This is a genomic window from Rhodospirillum sp. A1_3_36, assembly GCF_047263945.1.
Classification (GTDB): domain Bacteria; phylum Pseudomonadota; class Alphaproteobacteria; order Rhodospirillales; family Rhodospirillaceae; genus Rhodospirillum.
The window spans coordinates 97,575-119,162 of sequence record NZ_JBLAVB010000005.1 but is presented as its reverse complement, the minus strand read 5'-3'; the positions used below and the strand labels follow the sequence as shown (position 1 = coordinate 119,162).

Below are 21,588 nucleotides of genomic sequence, written 5' to 3'. Positions count from 1 at the left end.
GTCCTGTCCCATCAGCTCCGTTTGGTCGAACGGATGGCGGGCGGGGTGACGATATGGTCTGCAACGGCATTGTCGCGCAAGCGTTGCGGGGTCGCTGCCTTGGAGAGGGAGGCCAGGGCGATGAACCAGGCTTTGGGCATGTCCGTCGGCAGCCCCACCGGCACCCCTGCGATCTTCGGCGTTTCTGAGAAGGCATGGCCCGGCTCCTCGAACTCCGGTGCGGTGCAATTGATGCAGGGGTAGCCCCCTCGGGTGCAGGAGCCCTCACCATTCCAGGGGCGGATATTGCAATCACCATGGGCCTGGGTGCCGACGCAGCCCAGGTGCTCCATCATGCAGCCCTGCTCCGAAAGGTGGCCCGCGCTGGCCTTGAATTCATAGTACTCGTTGCGCGGGCAGCCGTGGTGGACCAGATGGTCGGCCAGGAACCGGGGGCGCTTCAGGGGATCCAGATCACCGTCCCCCAGCAAGCCGAGGGAGAGCATCATCAGCGTCTCGGTCACCCAATTGGGGTGGGTGGGACAGCCCGACACATTGATCACGGGACGACCGGAGCGGGACCGGAAGTCAGCGCCCAGGGCGCCCCCCTCCCGCGAGCCGTCGTAGGTCAGACCGATGGCATCGGTGGGGTTGGGACCCGCCGCAGTGACCCCGCCATAGGCGGCGCAGGAGCCGATGGCGACCACATCCCCGGCCAAGGGAGCGATGTCCCGCACCCAGGACAGCATGGAGCGGTTGGTGCCTCCCAGGATGTGGAAGCGGCCGGTGCCTCGGGGGCCTCGGGCGATGGCCCCTTCCACACAGAGGCAGTCCAGCCGGACCCGCCCTGTGGTGATGTCCTCCAGGATGGCTCGGGTTTCGGCGCCGGTTTCCAGGCTCAGGGAGGGATGCCAGAGGAGTTTAATGCCGAAGTCTTCCAGCGCTTCGAACACCCCCGGACTTTCCGCACAAAGGAGCGACATGGTGCAGCCCCCGCATCCAGCGGATTGAAGCCATAGGACGGTATAGGAGGGGGTCATGGGGTCTGTCCGTTCGGGAGGGTCAGGCGGAAAACCGCGCCACCTTCGGGGCGGTTGGCGACGGAGAGGGTGCCATTGTTCTCGGTGACGATTTTATAGCTGATGGACAGGCCCAGGCCCGTGCCCTGGCCCACGGGTTTGGTCGTGAAGAAGGGGTCGAAGATTTTCAGGGTCAGCTCCTCCGGAACGCCGGGACCGCTGTCGGCCACCTCCAGGCAAACCCTGCCTCCGCTTTGGGACAGGGTGATCTCCATGTGAGGGTCGGGCTGGGGGACGGAACTGCCGGTCATGGCGTCCAGGGCGTTCTGCACCAGGTTCATGACCACCTGCTGAATATGGCCCGGGCGACCCAGGGCCCAGACCGGCCCTTCGGCGTGGATCTCCACGGGGATGGAGGACGCGCGGCCCTTGATAACCCATTCGGCAGCCGTTTCCACCGTCGAGCGGAGATCGAAGGGTTCGATCTCTCCAGCCCCTTCAGCGGAGAGGCGGCGCAGGCTTTCGACGATGTCTCGGACCCGTTCCGCCCCTTCCAGAGCGCCGGATGTCGCCGAACGCATCTGGCGCACGGCCCGATCCAGTTTCAGGTCCTTGCGCAGCTCCACCAATTCGGCGCGGGTGGCTCCGGCTTCGACCCGATCAAAATATTCCTCGAACTTGCGGGTATAGCGATCCAGGGCATGGGCGTTGCCATAGATGAAACTGATGGGGTTGTTCAACTCGTGGGCCACGCCCGCCAGCAGACGGCCCAGGGAGGCCAGTTTTTCCGAATGGACCAATTGGGATTGGGCTTCCTTCAGTGCTTGGTGGCTTTCCTCCATATCCTCGTAAGCCCGGCGCAGCTCTCCCATGGGGCGACCGATAAGCACCGCGCCCTCGTAGCGGCCCCGGCTGTCCCGGCGGGCGGTGATGCTCAGTTCCAGGGGGGTGGACCCATTTCTCGTGCGGAAGCTCCGTTCGACGGCCTCGACCGTGTCGCCACTTCGCAGGCGGGTCAGGTCCCGGGTCACGAGGGCGCCGTCGCCATCGGGGAACAGATCGGTTACAGGACGTCCTTGAAGGATGTCCTTCGAACGGCCTGTGACCGCCTCGCAGGCCCGGTTGGCTTCCAGGACCCGGCCATCTTCCGCACAAACCAGAAGAATATCGGTCATCGCGGCCAGAACAGAGGTCATGAAAGCCCGGACACTTTCCAGGTCGGCGTTACGGCTTTCCAGCTCCGATTGGTAGGCGACCAATTCTTCGTAAGTGCGGTCAACGGATTTCAGGACCTCGACCCAGACATCCTCGGAGAATTCGGGGCGGTCTGAAGGAGGGAGCGGAGGGGCGGCCAGGATCCCCCCTGTGGCGGTCGGTGGCCCGGACGCAGGCTCCGGGAGATGACGTGGTGGCTGTCTCATAGGGATAGGATCCGCTCTCCCGTGGGATTCATCAAGGGAAAGAGGATCCTGGGCGAGGGCGGACCGCTTTCACAGCGGTTTCGAGGGGGCCATAGGCCTCCCACGGTACGCGACAGGGCGTGTTTTCCCGCCACGCGGCTTTGCCCCGTCCCCCACAGGGGCCGATAGGCCCCAGAGGGCATTTTGGGGCCGATAGGCCCCAGAGGGCATTTTGGGGCCGATAGGTCCCAGAGGGCATTTTCTGGCCGAAAGGCCCCAGACCCCGGGCTCCTATTTATAAAAGAGAAATGGGGGTTTGGGGGCATCGCCCTCAAATGGGCTTGGGCACTCGCCCAAAAAGGACGAGACACTGTCGTGTACTGTGCAGGCCTCCAAAGAGGATGGGAAAAAGGGTACATCTTATGCTAGATGGTCATTTTTTGTGTTACTAATATGTTAATGGAATAGGGTGGTCTTTGTTAGATAGAATTTTCACAGCAGGGCAGGGGCTGTCTCTCATCACCGTCCGATTGTGACTCACATAAAGGTAAATCATGGTTGATACAGTGAAAGGGAGCATCCGTCCCGACCCCTTGGATTTCATGCTCAGCGCGGAGGAGAAGCGTGCGCTTGAGCAGGTGCGCCCCGTGTTGGACCGTGTCCTGCCCGGTGTCATCGACGCCTTTTATGAGCGCATCTCACGCGAAGATCATCTGGCCAAGATGTTCGGTGGGGCCAAGAACATGGAGAAGGCCAAGGCTGCGCAGAAACGCCACTGGCAGTCCTTGTTTCAGGGAAGCTTCGACGAAGCCTACCGGCAGGATGTCCGGGGGATCGGTTTGGCTCACCATAGGGTGAAGCTGGAGCCCGATTGGTATATCGCGGGCTATGGTCATGTGCTGAAAGACCTGATCGATGCCACAGCGCCCAAGAGGGGGGGGCTGTTCGGTGGGCGAGACAACGGGTCCACGGCTGCGCAAAAGGCTGTGGTTTCTGCTGTTCTTTACGATATCCAGGGCGCCTTGACGGCCTATTGGGATGTCCTGCGGCAGGAGCGGGTCCAATCCGTGGAAGCCATGGTGGAGCGAATTTCCGAGCAGGCCCACGATATGGTCGATGCGGTGTCCCATTTTACCGATGATCTCAAAGACTCGGTGACCGAATTGACGGATGTCTGCGAGGTGGTGGATGGGTCTGCCATCCAAGCCCGGACCGAGGCGGACCAAGCCCTTGGTTCGGCGCAGACCGTCTCCTCTGCGGCGGAGGAATTGTCGGCGTCGATCGGCGAAATCGCCCGTCAAGTGTCGGACTCCACGGCCACCAGCCAAGACGCCGTGCGCGAGGTCGAGGGGACGCGCGCCGTGATGAACAAACTAAGCAGGTCAGCCGAGGAAATTGGCGAGATTCTGGACATCATCTCAAATATCGCCGACCAGACGAATCTGTTGGCCCTGAACGCGACGATTGAGGCCGCCCGGGCCGGGGTGGCAGGCAAGGGATTCGCCGTCGTGGCTGGGGAAGTCAAAAACCTGGCCAACCAGTCCTCCCGGTCCGCCGACCAGATCGCCGGGCGCGTGGGGGCCATGCAGTCGGCGGTAACGGAGGCCGTTGCTACCATCGATCGGGTGGCAACCACCATTGGTCGGATCGAGCAAATTGCGACGGCCATTTCTGCGGCAGTGGAAGAGCAATCCGCCGCCACCAAAGAAATTGCCCGCACGGTCCAATCGGTGGCGTCCACGGCCAAGGGCGTGAACGACCTGATGGGACAGGTGACGGGTGAAACCACGCGGGCCAAGCACAGTGCAGCAGTGGTGCGAGAGGGAACCAAACAGATCCGCGAAGCCCTGGTTGAGCTTCCTGATCTTCTGGCCAAGGCCATTCGAACGTCATCGGATATGGCCAACAGGCGCCAATACCGTCGCCGTCCGGTGCTGATCGAGGTGACTTTGCGGGGGGCGTCCGGGACGTCCCAGGGCATGATGCGGGACTTGTCCGACCATGGCTGTTTCATAGAAACCGATCTGAATGCCGCCTATGGGGAGGTCCTGCAAATTGACACCAAAGGAGCCTTGGGGACCTTTCCGGCGTCTGTGAGCGCCCATGCTCGCAACGGTCTTCATGTGAGTTTGGGTGAATTCACCCTGCCTGTCGATCTGGTAGAGCAGGTTGCCTTGGAAAGTGCAGGGCAGCTCACCGAGCTGGCCAAGGCGGACCATCTTACCTTTATGAAGCGTATTGAAGATGCCCTGGAGGGGCGGAATGACGATATCGCCGCAGGGCTGCCGACCCACCACAATTGCCGCCTTGGTCGGTGGTATGACGCGGTGAACGACGCCGTGGTGATGGACCTGGACTCCTATGGGAAGCTCGCCGATCCCCACCAACGGGTCCATGACGCGGGCCGGGCCTGCCTGCTGGCCAAGGAGGCCGGCAGGACCGAGGACGCCCGAAGAGAACTGGAACGCTTGCGCGGCGCCAGCCAGGAGGTGCTCTCCCTTCTTGATGTCCTGGCACGAGAAATCCGAGAGGCAGGGTGATCCGGATGTCAGCTGTCCTGGGAATGGGCGCAGAGGTTTGGGGTAATCTCTTGGGTGATTAGGAGGTTCCTCTCCCGGCCTCCTTAGAATGCGCGACTCATTTTATTTGGGGTTCTTGTTATTTAGGGTTCTTGGGAAGCGGGTCTGGGGATGATATGTTGCTTCGTTTGGTTGAGCGTTGCTGAATTGCTCTACCTTCCTGAGTGGATAAATGAATGCTCCCATAACATGGGCTCTCGAAGGGGGCTGTTCATGAAGTCGAATGGAACGGGAGAGTTTTTGGTGTGGAATGAAATGGGGCTTTTAAACTAAAGTTTTTTCTTTATTGGAGAATATGAAATGAAAAACGTAAAGATTGGCGTAAAGATTTTTATCGTTGTAATGGTGAGTGCTGTTGGTCTTTTTATTGTTTCGTATTCTGATTCTGTAAACCTAAGACATTCTATGATTGAAGAGCGAAAGAATATGGTTCGGCGGGTTGTCGAGACGGCCGTCAGTGTTGCTGACCATTATTACGAAATGGCTCAAGATAAGAAAATCACTGAAGAAGGCGCCCAAGAGGCAGCGAAGGATATAATAAGGTCCTTGCGATTCGGGGATGGAAATTATTTGTTTGCCTACGATTACGATGGTGTGACGGTGATCCATGGAACCAGGAAAGAGCTGGAGGGGAAGCAACGGCTGGAAGAAAAAGACGCAACGGGTTTCGCTTTTATCAAGCATCAGATTGCCAATGCCCAAGCGGGAGGTGGTTACACCACCTATCGGTTTACAAAAAGCGGTGGTGGCGATGCTTTGTTTGAAAAAACGTCCTATGATGCGCCGTTTACACCCTGGAGGTGGGTCATCGCGGCGGGTGTCTATATGGATGACATTGATGCTGAATTCCGAGAAAAACTTCTGCATTCACTCCTCATCAATGCGAGTGTCGTTGTTGTTCTGGTATTGGTGTCCCTGTATCTTGGGAAGGCGATCACGGGACCCATTTCCCAGATGGTTGTCTCCATGGGGAAACTGGCCGACGGTGAATTGACCGTCGAGGTCGAAGGCGCCGACCGTCGGGACGAAATCGGCGCCATGGCCAAGGCGGTTCAAGTCTTCAAGGACAACGCCATCGCCATGGAACGGCTCCGTCAGGAAACCGAGGCTGCGGCAAAACGCACCGCCCAGGAGCGACGTCAGGCCGTTCTGGAGATGGCCGACGAATTCGAAAATCGCATGAATGGCATCGTGCGGGACGTGAATGACCAAGCCTCGTCATTGCAATCAACTTCGACGGAACTGACGAATTTAGCCGCGGGTGTCGCCGGTCAGTCTGGGCATGTCTCCCATGCGGCGGCCAATGCGAGCGGCGGCATTCAGATCGTTGCTGCGGCCGCCGAAGAATTGGCGTCCTCCATCAAGGAAATCAGCACCGAAGTCACCCGAGCTGCGGACATGAGTGGAAAAGCGGTCGAGGAAACCCGTCGAACCAGCGAGATTGTTGGGGGGTTGACCGCAGCGGCAAGCAAGATTGGGGATGTGGTCAATTTGATCACGGCGATTGCCAGTCAGACAAATCTTCTGGCGCTGAATGCGACCATTGAGGCGGCGCGCGCGGGAGAAGCCGGTAAGGGCTTTGCTGTGGTCGCCAACGAGGTGAAAGCGCTTGCCAATGAAACGGCCAAGGCGACAGAGGAGATCGGTCAGCAGGTCGCGTCCATTCAGGCGGCCACGGGCGAGGTGGTGACGGCGATCGACGGCGTGTCTGGAACCATCTCGGGGATCAATCAGGCCGCGACAACGATTGCTTCGGCGGTTGAGGAACAGGGCGCTGCCACCCATGAAATCGCTCGAAACGTCCAGCAGGCCTCCGATGGAGCCCAGGAGGTGACGGAGGGGATCTCAGGAGTCCAGCGCATGACCGATGATACCCAAAGGGGGGCGGATCAGGTCAGTGTCGCGGCCCGGGACCTTCAAGAACAAGCAAAAAATCTCAATGATCGGATGCACGAGTTCATTCACCGTATCCGCGCGGGGTAAACGCGGATCATGGCTCCTCCCTTGTTTTGGAGATCGGGAACCCCTGCGTCTTTCCGGCATTGAGCTGGCATCGGGCTCGGTCCGCCAAGACTTCGGGTTGGTCCCGCCAAGAAACTCTCTCCATGAACAGGAGTCCGGGAGTCATGAACAGCGTTCCGCAAACCTCCGCCTGCGTCGGCTTATCTAAAGAGGCCGTATCCCAAGAGGCCATCGATCTTTATGATGCCTTTACCCATGACCGCCTCGATCGGCGGAGCTTCATGGAGCGTATGGTCACCCTGGCCGGGGGCACGGTTGCCGCCGCCACCCTCATTTCATTAATCGCGGCGAATCCGGCCAAGGCCGCCATGGTTCCCGAAGGGGACAGCCGTCTGGAAACCGGTCCCCTGTCCATTGAGACCTTCAATGGGCCGCTGCGGGCTTACATGGCCAAGCCAAAGGTCATCGCTGAATCGATCCCCGTGGTTCTCGTTATCCATGAGAACCGGGGGCTGAACCCCCATATCGAGGATGTGGCCCGGCGCTTGGCCCTGGCGGGGTACATCGCCGTCGCTCCGGATTTTCTGTCTCCGCTGGGCGGCACCCCGGGTAATAATCCAGACTTGGCTCGGGACATGATCGGCCAACTCGCTCCCGATACAACCCTGATGAACGCGGCGAGCGCGGTCGGCTTTGCCCAATCCATGGCGGGAGCCAATGGGAAGGTGGGGGCCGTCGGCTTCTGTTGGGGCGGTGGTCTGGTCAACCGCTTGGCCGTCGCTGCGCCGGACCTGGATGCGGCGGTGGTCTATTATGGGCGTCAGCCCGACGTGGCGGATGTTGTGACGATCCGCGCGCGTCTGCTGTTCCACTATGCGGGCCTGGACGAGCGCATTGGCGCGGGTAAGGCGGCCTATGAGACGGCCTTGAAGAACGCAGGAAAGCCCTTCACCTCCTATGTGTACGAGGGGGTGAACCATGCCTTCAACAACGATACCTCCGAAGCCCGCTATGACAAGGCCGCAGCCGAATTGGCCTGGTCCCGCACCCTTGAGTTTTTGGCAGCGAATTTGAAGGGCTAGGGGGAGCCTTAACGGGAACCTGTGAACCTTACGTCCTTGTCACTTGACGGCGACCCGGGAACCTAGCCTAGTTTCCGGGTCTTTATTTTATCGATGGCGGGTGGACATGACGAAGACGCGACAGATTGTCGTGGTGATGGTGCTCCTGGCTGCAGTGGCTGGGGTCTTCTATGGCGAAGGTCTGTTGTTCCCTCAGGGGGACGGCAAGGCCGCGTCCCGGGCAGAACGGCCCATTCCCGTCGAAACGGTGGCGGTGACGACCACGCGTTTGGCCGATCGGGTGGAGGCGGTGGGGACCACCCGCGCCCATCTGGCCGTGGATATCGTGCCGGTGGCCGATGGCCGCGTTACCGAACTGGCTTTTGCTCCGGGAGCCAGGGTCGAAGCCAATCAGGTGCTTGTCCGGTTGGATGATGGGGCCGAGCAGGCCGACCTGGAAGAGGCCGAAGCCGCCTTGTTGCAGGCCAATCAGGCCCTCACCCGGGGCCGGGCCTTGCGGTCGGGGAAGAATATCGCCCAATCCACGGTCGACGAACTGGCCAATGCACAGGCCGGTGCCCTGGCCCGGGTTGATCGGGCACGGAAGGCGCTGTCTGATCGGGTGATCATTGCGCCCTTCTCCGGCGTCGTCGGATTCCACGAGGTGGAAGTGGGGGCCCGCGTCGAGTCCGGCCAGATGATCACCACCCTGGATGATCTGGCGGTGGTTGAGGTGGATTTCTCCGTGCCCGAGATCCATTACGGCGATTTGCACCCGGGTCTCGCGGTTCGGGCGACGACCCAAGCCTATCCGGATCGGGTTTTCGAAGGGGTTGTGGACCGGGTGGATACCCGGGTCGGGGACGTCTCCCGGGCGTTCCGGGTCCGGGCCTCCCTGCCCAACCCGGAGGGGTTGTTGCCTTCGGGCCTGTTTGTGAACGTTGATGTCATTTTGACGGAACGCGATGTGCCCACCATTCCCGAGGAGGCTATCCTGGCCGAAGCAGCGGGCAGTGTGGTTTTCGTGGTCAAGGACGGTCGGGCAAGCCGCCGTCCCATCGTCACCGGAGCGCGCGCCGACGGTCGGGTGGAAGTGCGTGAGGGATTGGAGGAAGGCGAGGACATCGTCCGCCTGGGGATTCACCGCATGCGGGATGGTGTTTTGGTGTCCCGTGTTGGCGAGACGACACCCAAGGGCTAGGCGGCGTCTTGAGGGGCGTGCAGCGACCCGGCGAGAGATACTTTTAAAAAGGCGGTTACCCCGATGGACTTCAGCACGTTCTTCATTCGGCGTCCGGTTTTCGCCACGGTTTTGAGTTTGCTGCTGGTGGTCATGGGCATCGCCGCCATGACTCGATTGCCCATCCGGGAGCTGCCCGATATCGATTCTGCGGTGGTCACCGTGACCACCATGTACACCGGTGCCGCGCCGGAGATCGTTGATACGGATATCACCGAAGTCATCGAAGGGGCCGTGGCGGGGGTCTCCGGCGTGCGGGTCATTACCTCCCAAAGCCGCCGGGGGCGGTCGCGCACGGTGATCGAATTCGAAACCGGTGTACTGGTGGACGATGCCGTCAATGATGTGCGTGACGCCGTGGCCCGGGTGCGCGGCGACCTGCCCGACGACGTGGACGAGCCCACCATTGCCAAAAGCGATACCAACGCCGATCCGGTCATGCGGCTGACCTTGACCAGTGATCGACTCTCCCAACTGGATTTGACCGATTACGCGGACCGTTTTGTTGTGGATCGGCTCGCCACGGTGGATGGTGTCTCCCAGGTGGATCTGTTCGGCGAGCGGGTTCAGGCCATCCGGGTCTGGCTCGACCGCAGGGCCCTGGCCGCCCGCCAGTTGACCGTCCAGGACGTGGAGGACGCGCTGCGCCGGGGCAACGTGGAATTGCCGGCCGGAGAGCTGGAAAGCACCAACCGCCTGTTCACCGTGCGTGCCGATACCCTGCTGAGATCGGCCGACGAATTTGCCGGAATTGTCATCCGAATGGTGGACGGCTATCCGGTGCGTGTGCGCGACGTGGCCAAGGTCGAAGTGGGCGCAGAGAACGAGTCCACCACCGTGCGGGCCGAGGGGCGTCCGGCCGTCGGCCTGTCGATCCTGCGCCAATCCCAGGCCAATACCGTGGCCATTTCCGACAAGGTCCGGGCCGAGGTTGCGGCGATTCAATCCGGCTTGCCCGATGGCATGTCCCTGGAGGTGTCCTCGGACGACGCGATTTTCATCAATCGCTCCATTTCCGAAGTCTTGATGACCCTGGGCGTCGCCGGTCTGGTGGTGGTGCTGGTCAACTTCGCTTTCCTGGGCACGGTGCGCGCCACCCTGGTTCCCAGTGTGACCATCCCCGTGGCCGTGATCGGTACCTTTATTGGCATCTTGGCGCTCGGCTTTTCCATCAATATCCTCACCCTTCTGGCCCTGATCCTGTCCATCGGCATCGTTGTCGATGACGCCATCGTGGTGCTGGAGAATATCCAGCGCCGTATCGAGGGCGGAGAGTCGCGCCTCGCCGCTGCGGCCCTGGGCTCCCGTCAGGTGACCTTCGCGGTGATCGCCACTTCGCTGACTCTGATCGCGGTTTTTGTGCCCATTTCCTTCATGGACGGCACCGTGGGACGGCTGTTTACGGAATTCGGCTTTGTGCTGGCCTGCGCCGTGGCCATCTCCACCCTGGTGGCTCTCACCCTCTGCCCTCCTTTGGCGGCAGGCCTGTTGAAGGAAGGCAAATCCGAGGGATGGTTGGCACGCAAGTTGAACCGGGGCCTGACGAGGCTGACCAATGGCTATCGCCGGGCTTTGGCCTTCTCCCTGGACATGCCTCTGGTGATCCTCACCCTTGGTCTTCTGTTCGGCGGGGCGTCCTGGTGGCTCTATCAGCAACTTCCCCGGGAACTGACCCCCCGGGAGGACAGGGGTGTCTTTTTCGTCAGCCTGTCCGCCCCCCAGGGCAGCACCCTGTCCTATACGGATGCCCAGGTTCGTGAGGTGGAAAAGGCCATTCAGCCCCTGGTGGAGGATGGGGAGGTCCAGCGCCTCTTCGCCCTGGCCGGAAGTTGGAATCGGCCTCACCGGGGGTTCGTCGTGGCCCGTCTGGACGACTGGGAAAACCGGACGCGGAGCGCGTCGGACATCACCACCCAGTTGCGCCGGGATCTTGCGGGCTTAACCGGGGCGCGGGCCACGCCCATCGTGCCTGCGGGCCTGGGCTTGCGGGGAAGCCGCACCCCGCTTAAGGTGGTCGTCGGTGGGCCGGATTATGATCAGGTGTTGGTCTGGGCCGAAGCGATCCTGCGCCGGGCCGAGGCCAATCCGGGTCTGGTGGGGCCGGACATCGATTTCGAGAAGAACCAGCCGCAGTTGTCCGTCCACCTGGATCGGGCAAGGGCCAATGACCTGGGGATCGGCGTGGAAAGCGTGGGTCGCACCCTGCAAACCATGCTGGCCTCGCGCGAGGTGACCCGCTTTGTCGACCGGGGGCGGGAATATCCCGTGATTCTCCAGGCTCGGCCGGAGGACCGGCGGACTCCGTCGGACCTGTCCAATACCTTCGTGCGGGCGGGCCGGTCGGGCGATCTGGCGCCCTTGGACGCCGTGGTGACCTTGACGGAAACGGCCAGCGCGCCGGAACTGAACCGTTACAACCGTATGCCCTCCATCACCATCGAAAGCGCCCTGGCGCCGGGGTACGATCTGGGGACAGCCATTGATTTCATGCGCGGCGTTGCGGCGGAGACTCTGCCGCCGGAGGCCCGCCTGTCCTTGGCCGGCCAGTCCAAGGAGTTCCTGGAGACCTCCAGCGGCGTGGCCTACACATTCCTGTTGGCGGTGGTGATTGTCTATCTGGTGCTGGCCGCCCAGTTTGAAAGCTTCATCCACCCCTTCATCATTCTCCTGTCGGTGCCCCTGGCCGTGTCCGGCGCCCTGTTCGCCCTGTGGATTTCAGGAAATTCACTCAACGTCTATAGCCAGATCGGCATCGTTTTGTTGATTGGTCTGATGGCGAAGAACGGGATCTTGATCGTGGAGTTCGCCAATCAGCTCCGGGACGAGGGCAGGACAACGCGGGAGGCTATCCTGGAGGGCTCGGCCCTGCGCCTGCGTCCGATCCTGATGACGGTGGTCTCCACGGTCCTGGGGGCGGTGCCGCTCGCTTTTGCCACAGGGGCAGGTGCGGAAAGCCGGATCGCCATCGGTATGGTGGTGATCGGCGGATTGGGGCTGGCCTCGATCATGACCCTGTTCCTGACACCGGTGCTCTATGACCTGTTGGCGCCCTATGCCCGCTCCGCCGGGGCGGCGGGGCAGGCCTTGGATCGGGCACTGGCACGCGCAAAGGGCATCGACGAGGTCAAGCCAGCGGAATAAGGGGCGATCGTCGGGTGCTTCATTGGATTGTTTAAATCACATGAGCTGCCCTCACGGTACACGACAGGGGGGGCCGTTACGGGGCTTTGCCCCGTTCCCCACTGGGGCCGAAAGGCCCCAGACCCCAGGTCATAAAAAAAAGGGGGGGGTGGGGGCATTGGCCCCCAAATGGGCTTGGGCAATCGCCCAAAAAAGTCGAATCGATTTAGGGCGGTTTGATCTAGTCCATGTCCTTTGGGCCGTTTAATTCCCCAACCAACCGACGGACTGCTTCGGCCATGGCAAGGGTCGCCTGAGTGGTTGCCCGGTCCCGGGGCCAAGCCAGCGCGATGGAGCGGGTCAGGGGTGGGTTCCCCAAAGGGCGCTGGACAAACCGTCCCTCGGCGAGTTCCCGGGGGAAGGCAGAGGGGGCGTGGATGACCATGCCCAGGCCAAGTTCCGTCAATTCCGCCAGAACCCGCAGGGAGTCCGCCTCGATCCCCACATTGAGCGAAATCCCATGGCGGAAAGCAGTTTGATCCAGGATGGCCCTTAGGCCGTGACGTCGTCCCGGCAGGATGAGCGGTAACTCTGCCAAGCCATGCAAGGGCAGGGGAGGGGCCCCTGGGCCATGGGGTACTGGTCCAGGCGCTGGGGGAACCAGGTCCGGGCGGCCAATAAGGGCAATGTCTTCTCGGAACAGGACCTCCGAACGGAGGGATGGCCCCTCCGTCCCCGCATAAAGGAGGCCAATGTCGATCCATCCGCTCCTGAGGCCGTCTTGTATGACGCCGGACAACTCCTCGACGATGGACAAGGCAACCAGGGGGTATTTCTCCCGGAAGCGAACCACGAGGCGGGCGGTGAGGGCTGTGCCAACGCTGGGTGGCAGGCCCAGAGTGACCCGTCCGGTGACCTGTCCCTTGCGGTTGAGCAGGGCTCGGCGGGCACTGTCCACCTCGTCCAGGATCCGGTGAGCGCGGTCGGCCAGGAGAAGCCCGGCCTCCGTCGGCTCCGCTCCGCGCCCAGTCCGGTGGAGCAGGCGTTCCCCTAAAGACTCTTCCAAGAGGCGCATGCGGCGGGAGAGAGCGGGTTGGGTCACGTTTAACCGCTCCGCTGCGGCGCTGAAGCCGCCGGTTTCCACGATCAACAGAAAGGCCTGCAAGTCCGGAATGTCCATGGGGTAAGACTACCATCGGGATTTACGGGAGAGATATAAGGAAAAAGCATATCTGATAGTTGGGAAGTTTCTTTGCTTTATGGGTGGATCAAAGCCTAGGGTGAACCATCGTTTTTTCCAGGAGCAGTTGTCCATGTCTGCCCAAGAGGGGGCTTCCCCCGTTCTGTCCGCACCCGCTGCCAGCCCTGTGCCCTTCGATTGGGCCCCTTGGATGGTGTTCATCGCAACGGTGACCTTGTCGTTTAAGGGAATCGCGGTGAAATCCGCCTATGGGACGGGGATGGGGATCGCCATGGTGGTGGCGATGCGCTTCGTCTTTTCCGTACCTCTGTTCTGGGCAGGGGAGCGGTTGATCAATCGAGGCAAGGTTTTGGCGCCCCTGAGTTGGGCGGAAATTCGCGCGACCGCAGGGGTTGCCTCCCTTTTCGCCATTGCGACCATCTCGGATCTGAGTGCGTTGAGTTTCATCGATGCCGGGGTGTCCCGGGTGATCCTGTTTACCTTTCCCGCAGTGATTTTGATCGCCAAAGCCATTGAGCGCCGGTCTCTGCCCGAAACCCGACATCTGATCGCGTTCATCGTCACCTATGGCGGGCTGGTTCTGGTGATCTTGCCCGGGCGGTTCGAGATGGCCAAGGGCCTGTCCTGGGAGGGCATTGCGCTTGCCCTGGTTTCGGCCTTGACCTACGGGCTGTTCCTGACCCGCACCCAGTCGCTGACCAAGCGCATGGGGTCGGCCCGGTTCACGGCCTGGTCCAACACCTTTGTCGTTCTCTATGTGTTGCTTGCTGCCCCCTTTCTCGGGGGCGGTTGGGACCTGCCGTTGGCGGGTTTGGGCTGGTCTCTGGTGAATGCCATTTTCTGCACGGTGGTCCCCTTCTTTCTGTTATTCGAGGGCATCAATCGCTGGGGTGCTGAAAAGGCAGGTCTGCTCGCCTTGCTGGGGCCGGTGATCACCATGGTCTTTGCGTGGTGGCTTTTGGGCGAAACCGTCGAGGTGCCGCAGCTCGCGGGCTTTGGGGTGGTTCTCTTGGGGGTAGCCACCCTGCAAGGGACAGACCGGGTGATCCTAAGGGCTTTGCTGGGCAGCCGGGCTTCGGTGTGAAAGCAAGCTGGGCCGGAGGATCTCTCCCCCGGCCCGTCACCTCGTTGTCGTCTTCCGCATTACCCGATCATGCTGCGCAGCATCCAGGCGGTCTTTTCATGGACCTGCATGCGCTGGGTCAGCAAGTCGGCAGTCGGCTCGTCAGCCACCTCATCGGCCAGGGGGAAGATGGAGCGGGCGGTGCGGACAACCGCCTCCTGGTCTTTGGCCAGCTCGCGGATCATGTCCTCAGCCGTAGGGACCCCTGTCGCTTCCTTGATCACGGTCAGTTTGGCGTATTGGGCGTAGCTGCCTGGCGCCGGGTACCCCAAGGCGCGGATTCGCTCGGCCACCAGATCTACGGCCAAGGCCAGTTCTGTATACTGGGTCTCAAACATCAGGTGCAGTGTGTTGAACATTGGTCCTGTGACGTTCCAATGGAAATTGTGAGTCTTCAGGTAGAGGGTATAAGTGTCTGCCAGAAGTCGGGACAGCCCCTCGGCGATGGCTTGTCGCTTTTCATCTGCGATGCCGATATCGATGCTCATGCCGTTCATACCTTTTGATCCTTCCTCTATATCTTCATGCCGAGGGTCGGCTTGTTTGGGACGCCCCTCGTGCTGTCGAAAGACATAGTCTCAAGAAAATAAAGAGTATTCAAACCGATAAAAAAATATTAAAAGTTCGAAAATATCGATTAAACTCTCCTTTGCCTTTAACCATGGCCTCTCCTGCGTTTTGGGATCCACTGGCTTTAAGAGGCGTTGGTCCAAGCACCGGGTTCGAATCCCGGCCTCTATTGTGACCGCTAGATTGGACTCCGGGATGAAAACCTTACCAACACTTCGTCAGCTTCGATATTTGGTAACCGTTGCAGAAACCCATCATTTCGGTCAGGCTGCTGAAATTTGTGCGGTAACCCAGTCCACTCTGTCTGCGGGAATTCAGGAACTGGAGGGGCTTCTGGGAACCCGCCTGATCGAACGTCGCAGCCGTCGGCAGGTGGTCTTTACACTTCTGGGGGAGGATATCGTTGAACGGGCGCGGGCCTTACTCGCTGACGCCGCATCCCTGGTAGACGCGGCCCAGGCTGGGGCCCAACCCCTTGTCGGGGACCTGCGGCTAGGGGTGATTCCCACCATTGGCCCCTATGTGATGCCCCGGCTGGTGCGCCAGCTTCGGGAAGGCTATCCGGACCTGAAGCTGTTTCTGCGGGAGGAGCAATCGGCGACTTTGATGGAGATGCTCAATGCCGGGCGGTTGGATGTTGTCCTGATGGCCTTGCCCTATGCGGTTGGGGAATTGCCCCGGGTCGAGGTCGGCGAGGAGGATGTGGTGGTCGCAATGCCCGATGGTCACCCCTTGACGGAACTGGAGTCCGTGCCCTTGGATCGACTGGACCAGGAAACCATGCTGATGTTGGAAGACGGTCACTGTCTGCGGGATCATGCCATGGAGGCTTGCCGCCTCGCCCGCTCCCGGGGGAACGAGGCCTTTCAGGCGACGAGCTTGTCGACGTTGATCCAAATGGTCGCGGGAGGGATCGGCTTGACCTTGGTGCCGCGCATTGCTGTCCCGGTTGAGGCTCGCCCCGGTTCCGGTGTCACAGTGCGCCCCCTTCAAGGGGCCCGGGCGGCCCGAACTCTGGCCCTGCTCTGGCGACCGGCTTCCCCTCGGGCAAGAGATTACCGTTTGCTTGCCACCGTCATTGAAATTGTCACCGGCGAAGCTTTGGCCGAGGCGGATACTGTGCTGTCGAACCTGCTGGAGCAGGGCGTCTTAATTTAGGTTTACGAATGGGGCTGGCGGGGTGGTGGCGTGATTGGTGGCGTCGCAGGCCGCCGCTCCTGTTGCGCCAACCGCATAGGTCAATTGTCCCCACTTCCACAGTCTGATAAACGTCAACAGGCTCTAGGACGGAGAACAGTCGAGCGTGTTGTCGGTGACGGAGCGGAGTGCCCGGCAGGCGTCGAGCATGGGGCCACTGCTCTCCTGTTTCACCGCTTCCCGAAGAGCCCGTTCGATATCCTTGGGCTTGAGATCCGGGCGCGCCGACAGCAAAAGCGCGGCCACTCCGGTCACATGGGCGGTTGCGACCGAGGAGCCGGAAACATAGTGGTAGTCCTTGTCCGGAGCCGTGCTGATTACGTCGATGGACGGCGCGGGAATACAGTGGTCGTCGCCCAATCCGGCACCGATTACCCCGGACATCGAGGCCGGGAACGCGGCAGTTTCTCCCTCTCCCCGCGCGGCGACGATGAGAATGCCCTTTTTGATGGCCGCGTCCACGAGCTCTGCCAGGAGCGGATCCGGTGGACCACCAAGGCTCATGTTGATAATCGGGATGTCGTTCAGGACGGCGAAATTGAGCGCTCGGGCCAGGGAGAAGCTGTTGCAGCGGCCTGGCTCCCCCGTGTTCTGCCAGCAGGCGCGCAGGCCGATCAATTCGGCCTGCGGCGCGACGCCGACCATGCCAATGGCATTTTCGGCGTCGGCGGCGACGATTCCCGCGATGGCGGTGCCATGGGCCTCGGCTCGTTCCTGCCGACCGTCAGCCACAAAATCGCGAAGGGAGTCCACGCGACCCAGGAGATCCGGATGATCCCGGTCGATGGTGGAATCCACAACGCCAATCTTGACCCCCGATCCCATGGAAAGACGTTGAGCCGCCATGGCGTTGATTTCGGTCAGGGCGGTTTGGGCAGGAAGCAAGGGATCGGAGTAGTGGGGGGCCACGTAGGTCTGGAAATCACGTATCCGCTGTACGGTTCGGATCAGTGTATCGCCTTCCATACGGGTGATCAGGCTATCCACGTTGCTATTGGCGGCCGCCCGGACCACGAAACAATGAACATCAATGGACCGGAGGGGCCATTCCGCAGCGAGTGTGACGCCGAAGCGTTGTTCTATGGTCCTGGCCATGGTCGCGAGGGTGTCGTTGTTCGCCATGGGGACGGTGAGGATCAGATGGGTGGTCGAAACCATCGTTTCTGCCGGGGCAAGAAGCGGATTGTCGGCTCCTTGGGCGCGCGATTGGGGAACCGGTCCCAGGAGGGACAGCAGGGTGAGGAGCAGGGCAAGCAGGCTTCGGGTCATGGTCACTCCTCCGGGGCGGCGAAGAGGATTTCGGGCAGGGCCATGAAGGCTTCTGCAGCCGCTTTCGGGTTCCTGTCGGCCCCAATCCTGGCAGTATAGACACCCGACTGGGAGGGGCCTGCCACAAGTGTCAAGCCGTGTTCCGTCAGAAGTGCCTTCAGGCGATCCGGCGGGAGATCGGGAGTGGTTTGGAACTTGATTGTGTCGCCAGCGGTCGTCGAAGGGCTGGTCAGCGTGCGGAAGCCAGTTTCCACCGGCTCGCGGAAAACAACGAGGACCAGACAGGCCGCTGCGACGGCTCCGGCCAGGGACAGACCACCCCGGACGCCGCCAAACCAGCGGAACCGATCGGGTTGGGGCGTCCGCACGCGTTCATCGGCCTTGATTTGGTCGCTCAGCTTAGCCCAACTCCGGACCATGGCCTCCTCGGACACGTTCTCGGTGGCGACATGTTGGGCCAGACACCGTTGCCGGGTCACTTCGGCGGCGCAGTCCGGGCAGGTCTCGATATGACGCTTGACCGTCTCATGTTCCTCGGGTGACAGAGTGCCGTTTACATACCAGGGGATCAGGCCCCAGACGATGGCGTGCGTGTTGTCCGACAAGGAGCTGTGAGTCTCAGGCAACGGCATTCTCCGAAATTTGGTATGCTTCGTCCGATAGCATTTCCCGTAGACGTCGCCGTGCCGTCATCATACGCGTTTTAACGGTACCCACCGGGCACTCGAGAATCTCGGCTATCTCTGTGTAGAGATAGCCATTGTAGTAGGTTAGTTCAACAACGGCCCGTAGTTCCGGTGTCAACTGATCGAGGGCACGGGCAAGGTCGTTCTGATGCATCACAGCCTGGGCTGTGTCGTGGCCGTCATCAATCAGGCCTTCGTCCAGTTCCACGTCGCCTTTGCGGCGCCCCAGGCTCTGCCGTTGTTTCAATGAAAGCCGATAGGCGATGCCGAAGATCCAGGATGACGCTTTGGAGCGCCCCTCGAACCGGTCGGCGGTCCGCCAAATGATCATCAGGGTATCATTGGCGATTTCCTCGGCCGCTTCGGGACTGCCCGTGATGCGTTTGGCGAAGTGCATCAATTTCGGAAAATACCGCCGATGGATCTGTTCGAAGGCGGCGACATCGCCCCGTGCAACGGTGGCGAGCAACGCCTCTTCCGACTGGGGGGGCGTGTCCTTCTTCCAGGGACGGATCGACTTGAGTATTCGCATCCTGAACGTTTACCTTGCTGTCTTCGTGATTGAGTGTGCCGAAACCAACAAAGGGTTCATCGATCTAGAGTGTCTCCGAGATCAAGTTGGGCCATTTCTTGGGCCAACTTGATCTCGGAGACACTCTAAAATCTATATAACGAGAGTGAAACTGGGCCAGCTTGATTCAAGCTGATCCCGTTTCACTCTAGACTAAATTTTTGAAATGCATCGATCCAGATTGGGAAACCCACCCGGACCGAAGCTCATTATCTGCCTCCCCTGAGATCATCATGGGGGCGGAGGATTCGGCTTGGTAATACCAGTAAATATCATTGGGATCTTCCCATGTCACGGTCCAAGGACAAGGTTTGAAACCATATTTTTGAAATTTGTAAACACCTTGGAAGAAAAGTGTTGGATTTAAGATAATAAAATTTATTGGATGTGATCTGTTGGGAGGTAACGAGTACTATGGGATTTAGTTCTTTTGTCCAGATTGGCGCCATTTGATGAGATGTATGATGTGGGGGATGTCTTCCGTGGCGATTGGACGGGGATCGGGGAGAAGCTCGGCGGCCCGTCTTTCTGGACGGGCTTTGGGGCGGGCATGGGTGGTGTTATACCCAGGTGCGGTGAGTTTGGCTCACCGCACCTGGGAAGCGGCCAAGTGGCCGCCGCGCCTTATGGCGCGTAAATGCCCGCCTGGCGTTTGAACGCAAGAAAAGCGGCGGGGGAGCAACCGGGGCCCCAGAATATCCGTGCGGGATCGACGGAAAAAGGTCCCCCCCCGGTTGGTGGGGTCTCTTTTGAAGCCACGTCGCGCCGTCAGCTACAGGCGCAGGGGGAGCACATATCGAGGTATTCGATGTCCAATCCCTTGCGCAGGGACGCGTTCAGGGCCAGGACCACGTTCAGGAAGGGGGCAATGGCCAGTTTGGGCGGAGAGAAATTTGACCAAGCGAATGCTTTGTTCATGGATCCCACCAACCTCTCCCCAAGCAGGATGTTCTCGAGCGGAGGCAGGGCATCCAGCTTGGCGTATCGAGCCAGAAGAGGCAGGGCGAAGGGGATGGGGATCCGTTTCCACAGGGTCAACATCAGGCTAACCTGATCCAGGGTGGTGGGAGAAAAGGCATCCCCCCCGAAGGCTTCCTCGATGGTCGCCAGGGATTCCAGGACCATGGCGAGTTTGGTCAGGAGCGGCAAGGGGATTTCCAGTCCCGGCGGCGTCAGCTCAGCCAGGGGGAGCAGCCGACTTTGCAGCATGGGCACGATGCCCGGGTCTCCCAGGGGGAGCAGATCCAGAGACTCGGCCATCTCCATGATGGGGGGCAGATCCAGAGTCTCGACCAGCTCCATGATGGGGGGCAGCCCCAGAGTCTCGGCCATCTTCATGATGGGGGGCAGTCCGTTCAGCAGTTTCGCCATGCGGACATGGAGCGGCGACAGCGCGAAATCCATGGTGTGGATCGGCGTGAGGGGTGGCAGGGGTGGTGGATCAAGGGGATCGATGCCAAGCGCTCGCAGGTCGAGGACCAGTCTGGCAAGAATGCTGTACTCGATTAAAGGTTGTATTTTAGGCTTGGTCAGCCAGCCCAGTTTAGGCCAGAGGTTTCGGGTGATACTATCCGCTGCGATCTCCATCTCCATTTCCAGCATGGGGATGTCGTCGAGGGTGAAGGTGCCGCTCATCATGTTGATGGTCATGGCGATGTTCGCCAGTGCCCCGCTGGGGAAGCCGATGTCCGGAAGCATCACCGGATTGAAGCCGCTCTCTATCTTTACGTCCAACTGGTTTTCCAGCGCCGGCAGGGCCACCGCAAGGTGCATGGCCTCGGGAATTTCGGGCAGTAGCGGCGCCGCGCCCGGGAGAAAGTGGGAGCGGGCTGCGTCGAGGGGAACTTCGCAGAAACAGGGCATGCCTTAAACCTCCACGGCGATGACGGAGACGTTGTCCGAGGCTCCGCCATCCAGGGCGACGGCCAACAGGTCGTCGGCCAGGGTCTCTATGGGACGGGAGGACAGATAGGCGCGCAGGGTTTCCGTATTGGCGTAGTGGGTCAGGCCGTCGGAACAGAGCAGGAAGCGGTCTCCGGGGCGGATGTCACCCCGGCGCTTGTCGAGCTCCAGGTCCTCGTCCACGCCGACGGCGCGGGTGATCTGGTTGTTCTGGGGGTGGTTTTCCACCTCGTCCCAGGTCAGATAGCCCTGTTCGACCAATTCTCCCACCACCGAGTGATCGACGCTGATCATGTCCAATACACCGTCGCGCAGGCGGTAGAGGCGACTGTCGCCGGCCCAGAGACACATGAAATGGGCGCTCGACAGAACCAGGAGAACCACCGTGGCGCCGATGACGCCGACGCCGCGTCGGTCGGATTCCTCCAGGATAAGACGGTTCGCTCCGTGGAGGGCCTCCCGGGTCGCGCGGGGAATGTCCTCCGGCGCGAGGGGGTCGGGCAAGCTGTTCAAGGCGCGGACGACGGTTTGGCTGGCGAAGTCGCCTCCGGCGTGACCGCCCATGCCGTCGGACACCACCCAGAGGCCCAGGTCAGGGCGGCAGAGGATGGCATCCTCGTTGATCTTCCGCGCAAGCCCCACATGGGTGACCGCACTGTGGCGTCGTCGCGTCTTTGGCGAGGAGAGGGGCATGTCAGGCATCTCGACG

16 protein-coding genes are annotated in these 21,588 nt (G+C 60.9%); 7 read left to right on the top strand and 9 right to left on the bottom strand.

Annotated features, from left to right (window positions below; genetic code table 11):
- Nucleotides 1-11: 11 nt before the first annotated feature.
- Nucleotides 12-1,019, bottom strand: a complete 1,008-nt coding sequence (locus ACLIRY_RS13210) for a HupU protein (RefSeq protein ID WP_413205870.1) — start codon at nucleotides 1,017-1,019, stop codon at nucleotides 12-14.
- Nucleotides 1,016-2,419, bottom strand: a complete 1,404-nt coding sequence (locus ACLIRY_RS13205) for an ATP-binding protein (RefSeq protein ID WP_413205869.1) — start codon at nucleotides 2,417-2,419, stop codon at nucleotides 1,016-1,018. Before ACLIRY_RS13205 ends, ACLIRY_RS13210 begins: the two co-directional genes overlap by 4 nt.
- Nucleotides 2,420-3,000: 581 nt before the next feature.
- On the opposite strand from ACLIRY_RS13205, the gene ACLIRY_RS13200 reads away from it, so the two are divergent.
- The 5 genes from ACLIRY_RS13200 (at nucleotide 3,001) to ACLIRY_RS13180 (ending at nucleotide 12,381) form a co-directional block, all read left to right on the top strand.
- Nucleotides 3,001-4,938 carry a methyl-accepting chemotaxis protein gene (locus ACLIRY_RS13200; RefSeq protein WP_413205868.1) on the top strand — a complete coding sequence of 646 codons (1,938 nt, stop codon included), beginning with the start codon at nucleotides 3,001-3,003 and terminating at the stop codon, nucleotides 4,936-4,938.
- Between the two features lie 339 nt (nucleotides 4,939-5,277).
- Nucleotides 5,278-6,960 carry a methyl-accepting chemotaxis protein gene (locus tag ACLIRY_RS13195; RefSeq protein ID WP_413205867.1) on the top strand — a complete coding sequence of 561 codons (1,683 nt, stop codon included), beginning with the start codon at nucleotides 5,278-5,280 and terminating at the stop codon, nucleotides 6,958-6,960.
- Nucleotides 6,961-7,103: 143 nt separating this feature from the next.
- On the top strand, nucleotides 7,104-8,021 hold the full coding sequence (locus tag ACLIRY_RS13190; RefSeq protein WP_413205866.1) for a dienelactone hydrolase family protein: 918 nt from the start codon (nucleotides 7,104-7,106) through the stop codon (nucleotides 8,019-8,021).
- A 106-nt stretch (nucleotides 8,022-8,127) separates the two neighbouring features.
- Nucleotides 8,128-9,201, top strand: a complete 1,074-nt coding sequence (locus ACLIRY_RS13185) for an efflux RND transporter periplasmic adaptor subunit (RefSeq protein WP_413205865.1) — start codon at nucleotides 8,128-8,130, stop codon at nucleotides 9,199-9,201.
- A 63-nt stretch (nucleotides 9,202-9,264) separates the two neighbouring features.
- Entirely contained in the window at nucleotides 9,265-12,381 is a 3,117-nt protein-coding gene (locus tag ACLIRY_RS13180; RefSeq protein WP_413205864.1) for an efflux RND transporter permease subunit, read from the top strand.
- A gap of 220 nt (nucleotides 12,382-12,601) precedes the next feature.
- Here the strand turns inward: ACLIRY_RS13180 and ACLIRY_RS13175 are convergent, their stop codons facing one another.
- Nucleotides 12,602-13,540: a LysR family transcriptional regulator gene (locus ACLIRY_RS13175; RefSeq protein WP_413205863.1), complete on the bottom strand. Its 939-nt coding sequence runs from the start codon at nucleotides 13,538-13,540 to the stop codon at nucleotides 12,602-12,604.
- A 133-nt stretch (nucleotides 13,541-13,673) separates the two neighbouring features.
- Between ACLIRY_RS13175 and ACLIRY_RS13170 the strand changes: the two genes are divergently transcribed.
- Nucleotides 13,674-14,645 (top strand): DMT family transporter, encoded by a 972-nt coding sequence (locus ACLIRY_RS13170; RefSeq protein WP_413205862.1) that lies wholly within the window; start codon nucleotides 13,674-13,676, stop codon nucleotides 14,643-14,645.
- Between the two features lie 59 nt (nucleotides 14,646-14,704).
- On the opposite strand, the gene ACLIRY_RS13165 is transcribed toward ACLIRY_RS13170, so the two are convergent.
- Nucleotides 14,705-15,172, bottom strand: a complete 468-nt coding sequence (locus tag ACLIRY_RS13165; RefSeq protein ID WP_413206095.1) for a Dps family protein — start codon at nucleotides 15,170-15,172, stop codon at nucleotides 14,705-14,707.
- 277 nt (nucleotides 15,173-15,449) lie between these two features.
- Here ACLIRY_RS13165 and ACLIRY_RS13160 point away from each other — a divergent pair, with 277 nt between their 5' ends.
- Nucleotides 15,450-16,412, top strand: a complete 963-nt coding sequence (locus ACLIRY_RS13160) for a hydrogen peroxide-inducible genes activator (RefSeq protein WP_413205861.1) — start codon at nucleotides 15,450-15,452, stop codon at nucleotides 16,410-16,412.
- Nucleotides 16,413-16,535: 123 nt separating this feature from the next.
- Here ACLIRY_RS13160 and ACLIRY_RS13155 read toward each other — a convergent pair whose 3' ends face one another.
- The 5 genes from ACLIRY_RS13155 to ACLIRY_RS13135 form a co-directional block, all read right to left on the bottom strand.
- Nucleotides 16,536-17,720 carry a S8 family peptidase gene (locus ACLIRY_RS13155; protein WP_413205860.1) on the bottom strand — a complete coding sequence of 395 codons (1,185 nt, stop codon included), beginning with the start codon at nucleotides 17,718-17,720 and terminating at the stop codon, nucleotides 16,536-16,538.
- A 2-nt stretch (nucleotides 17,721-17,722) separates the two neighbouring features.
- Nucleotides 17,723-18,346 (bottom strand): zf-HC2 domain-containing protein, encoded by a 624-nt coding sequence (locus tag ACLIRY_RS13150; protein ID WP_413205859.1) that lies wholly within the window; start codon nucleotides 18,344-18,346, stop codon nucleotides 17,723-17,725.
- Entirely contained in the window at nucleotides 18,339-18,938 is a 600-nt protein-coding gene (locus tag ACLIRY_RS13145) for an RNA polymerase sigma factor (RefSeq protein WP_413205858.1), read from the bottom strand. The genes ACLIRY_RS13150 and ACLIRY_RS13145 overlap by 8 nt, the downstream gene beginning before the upstream one ends.
- 807 nt (nucleotides 18,939-19,745) lie before the next feature.
- Nucleotides 19,746-20,840 carry a hypothetical protein gene (locus tag ACLIRY_RS13140; RefSeq protein ID WP_413205857.1) on the bottom strand — a complete coding sequence of 365 codons (1,095 nt, stop codon included), beginning with the start codon at nucleotides 20,838-20,840 and terminating at the stop codon, nucleotides 19,746-19,748.
- 3 nt (nucleotides 20,841-20,843) lie between these two features.
- Nucleotides 20,844-21,581, bottom strand: a complete 738-nt coding sequence (locus tag ACLIRY_RS13135) for a PP2C family protein-serine/threonine phosphatase (protein ID WP_413205856.1) — start codon at nucleotides 21,579-21,581, stop codon at nucleotides 20,844-20,846.
- Between the last annotated feature and the right edge of the window lie 7 nt (nucleotides 21,582-21,588).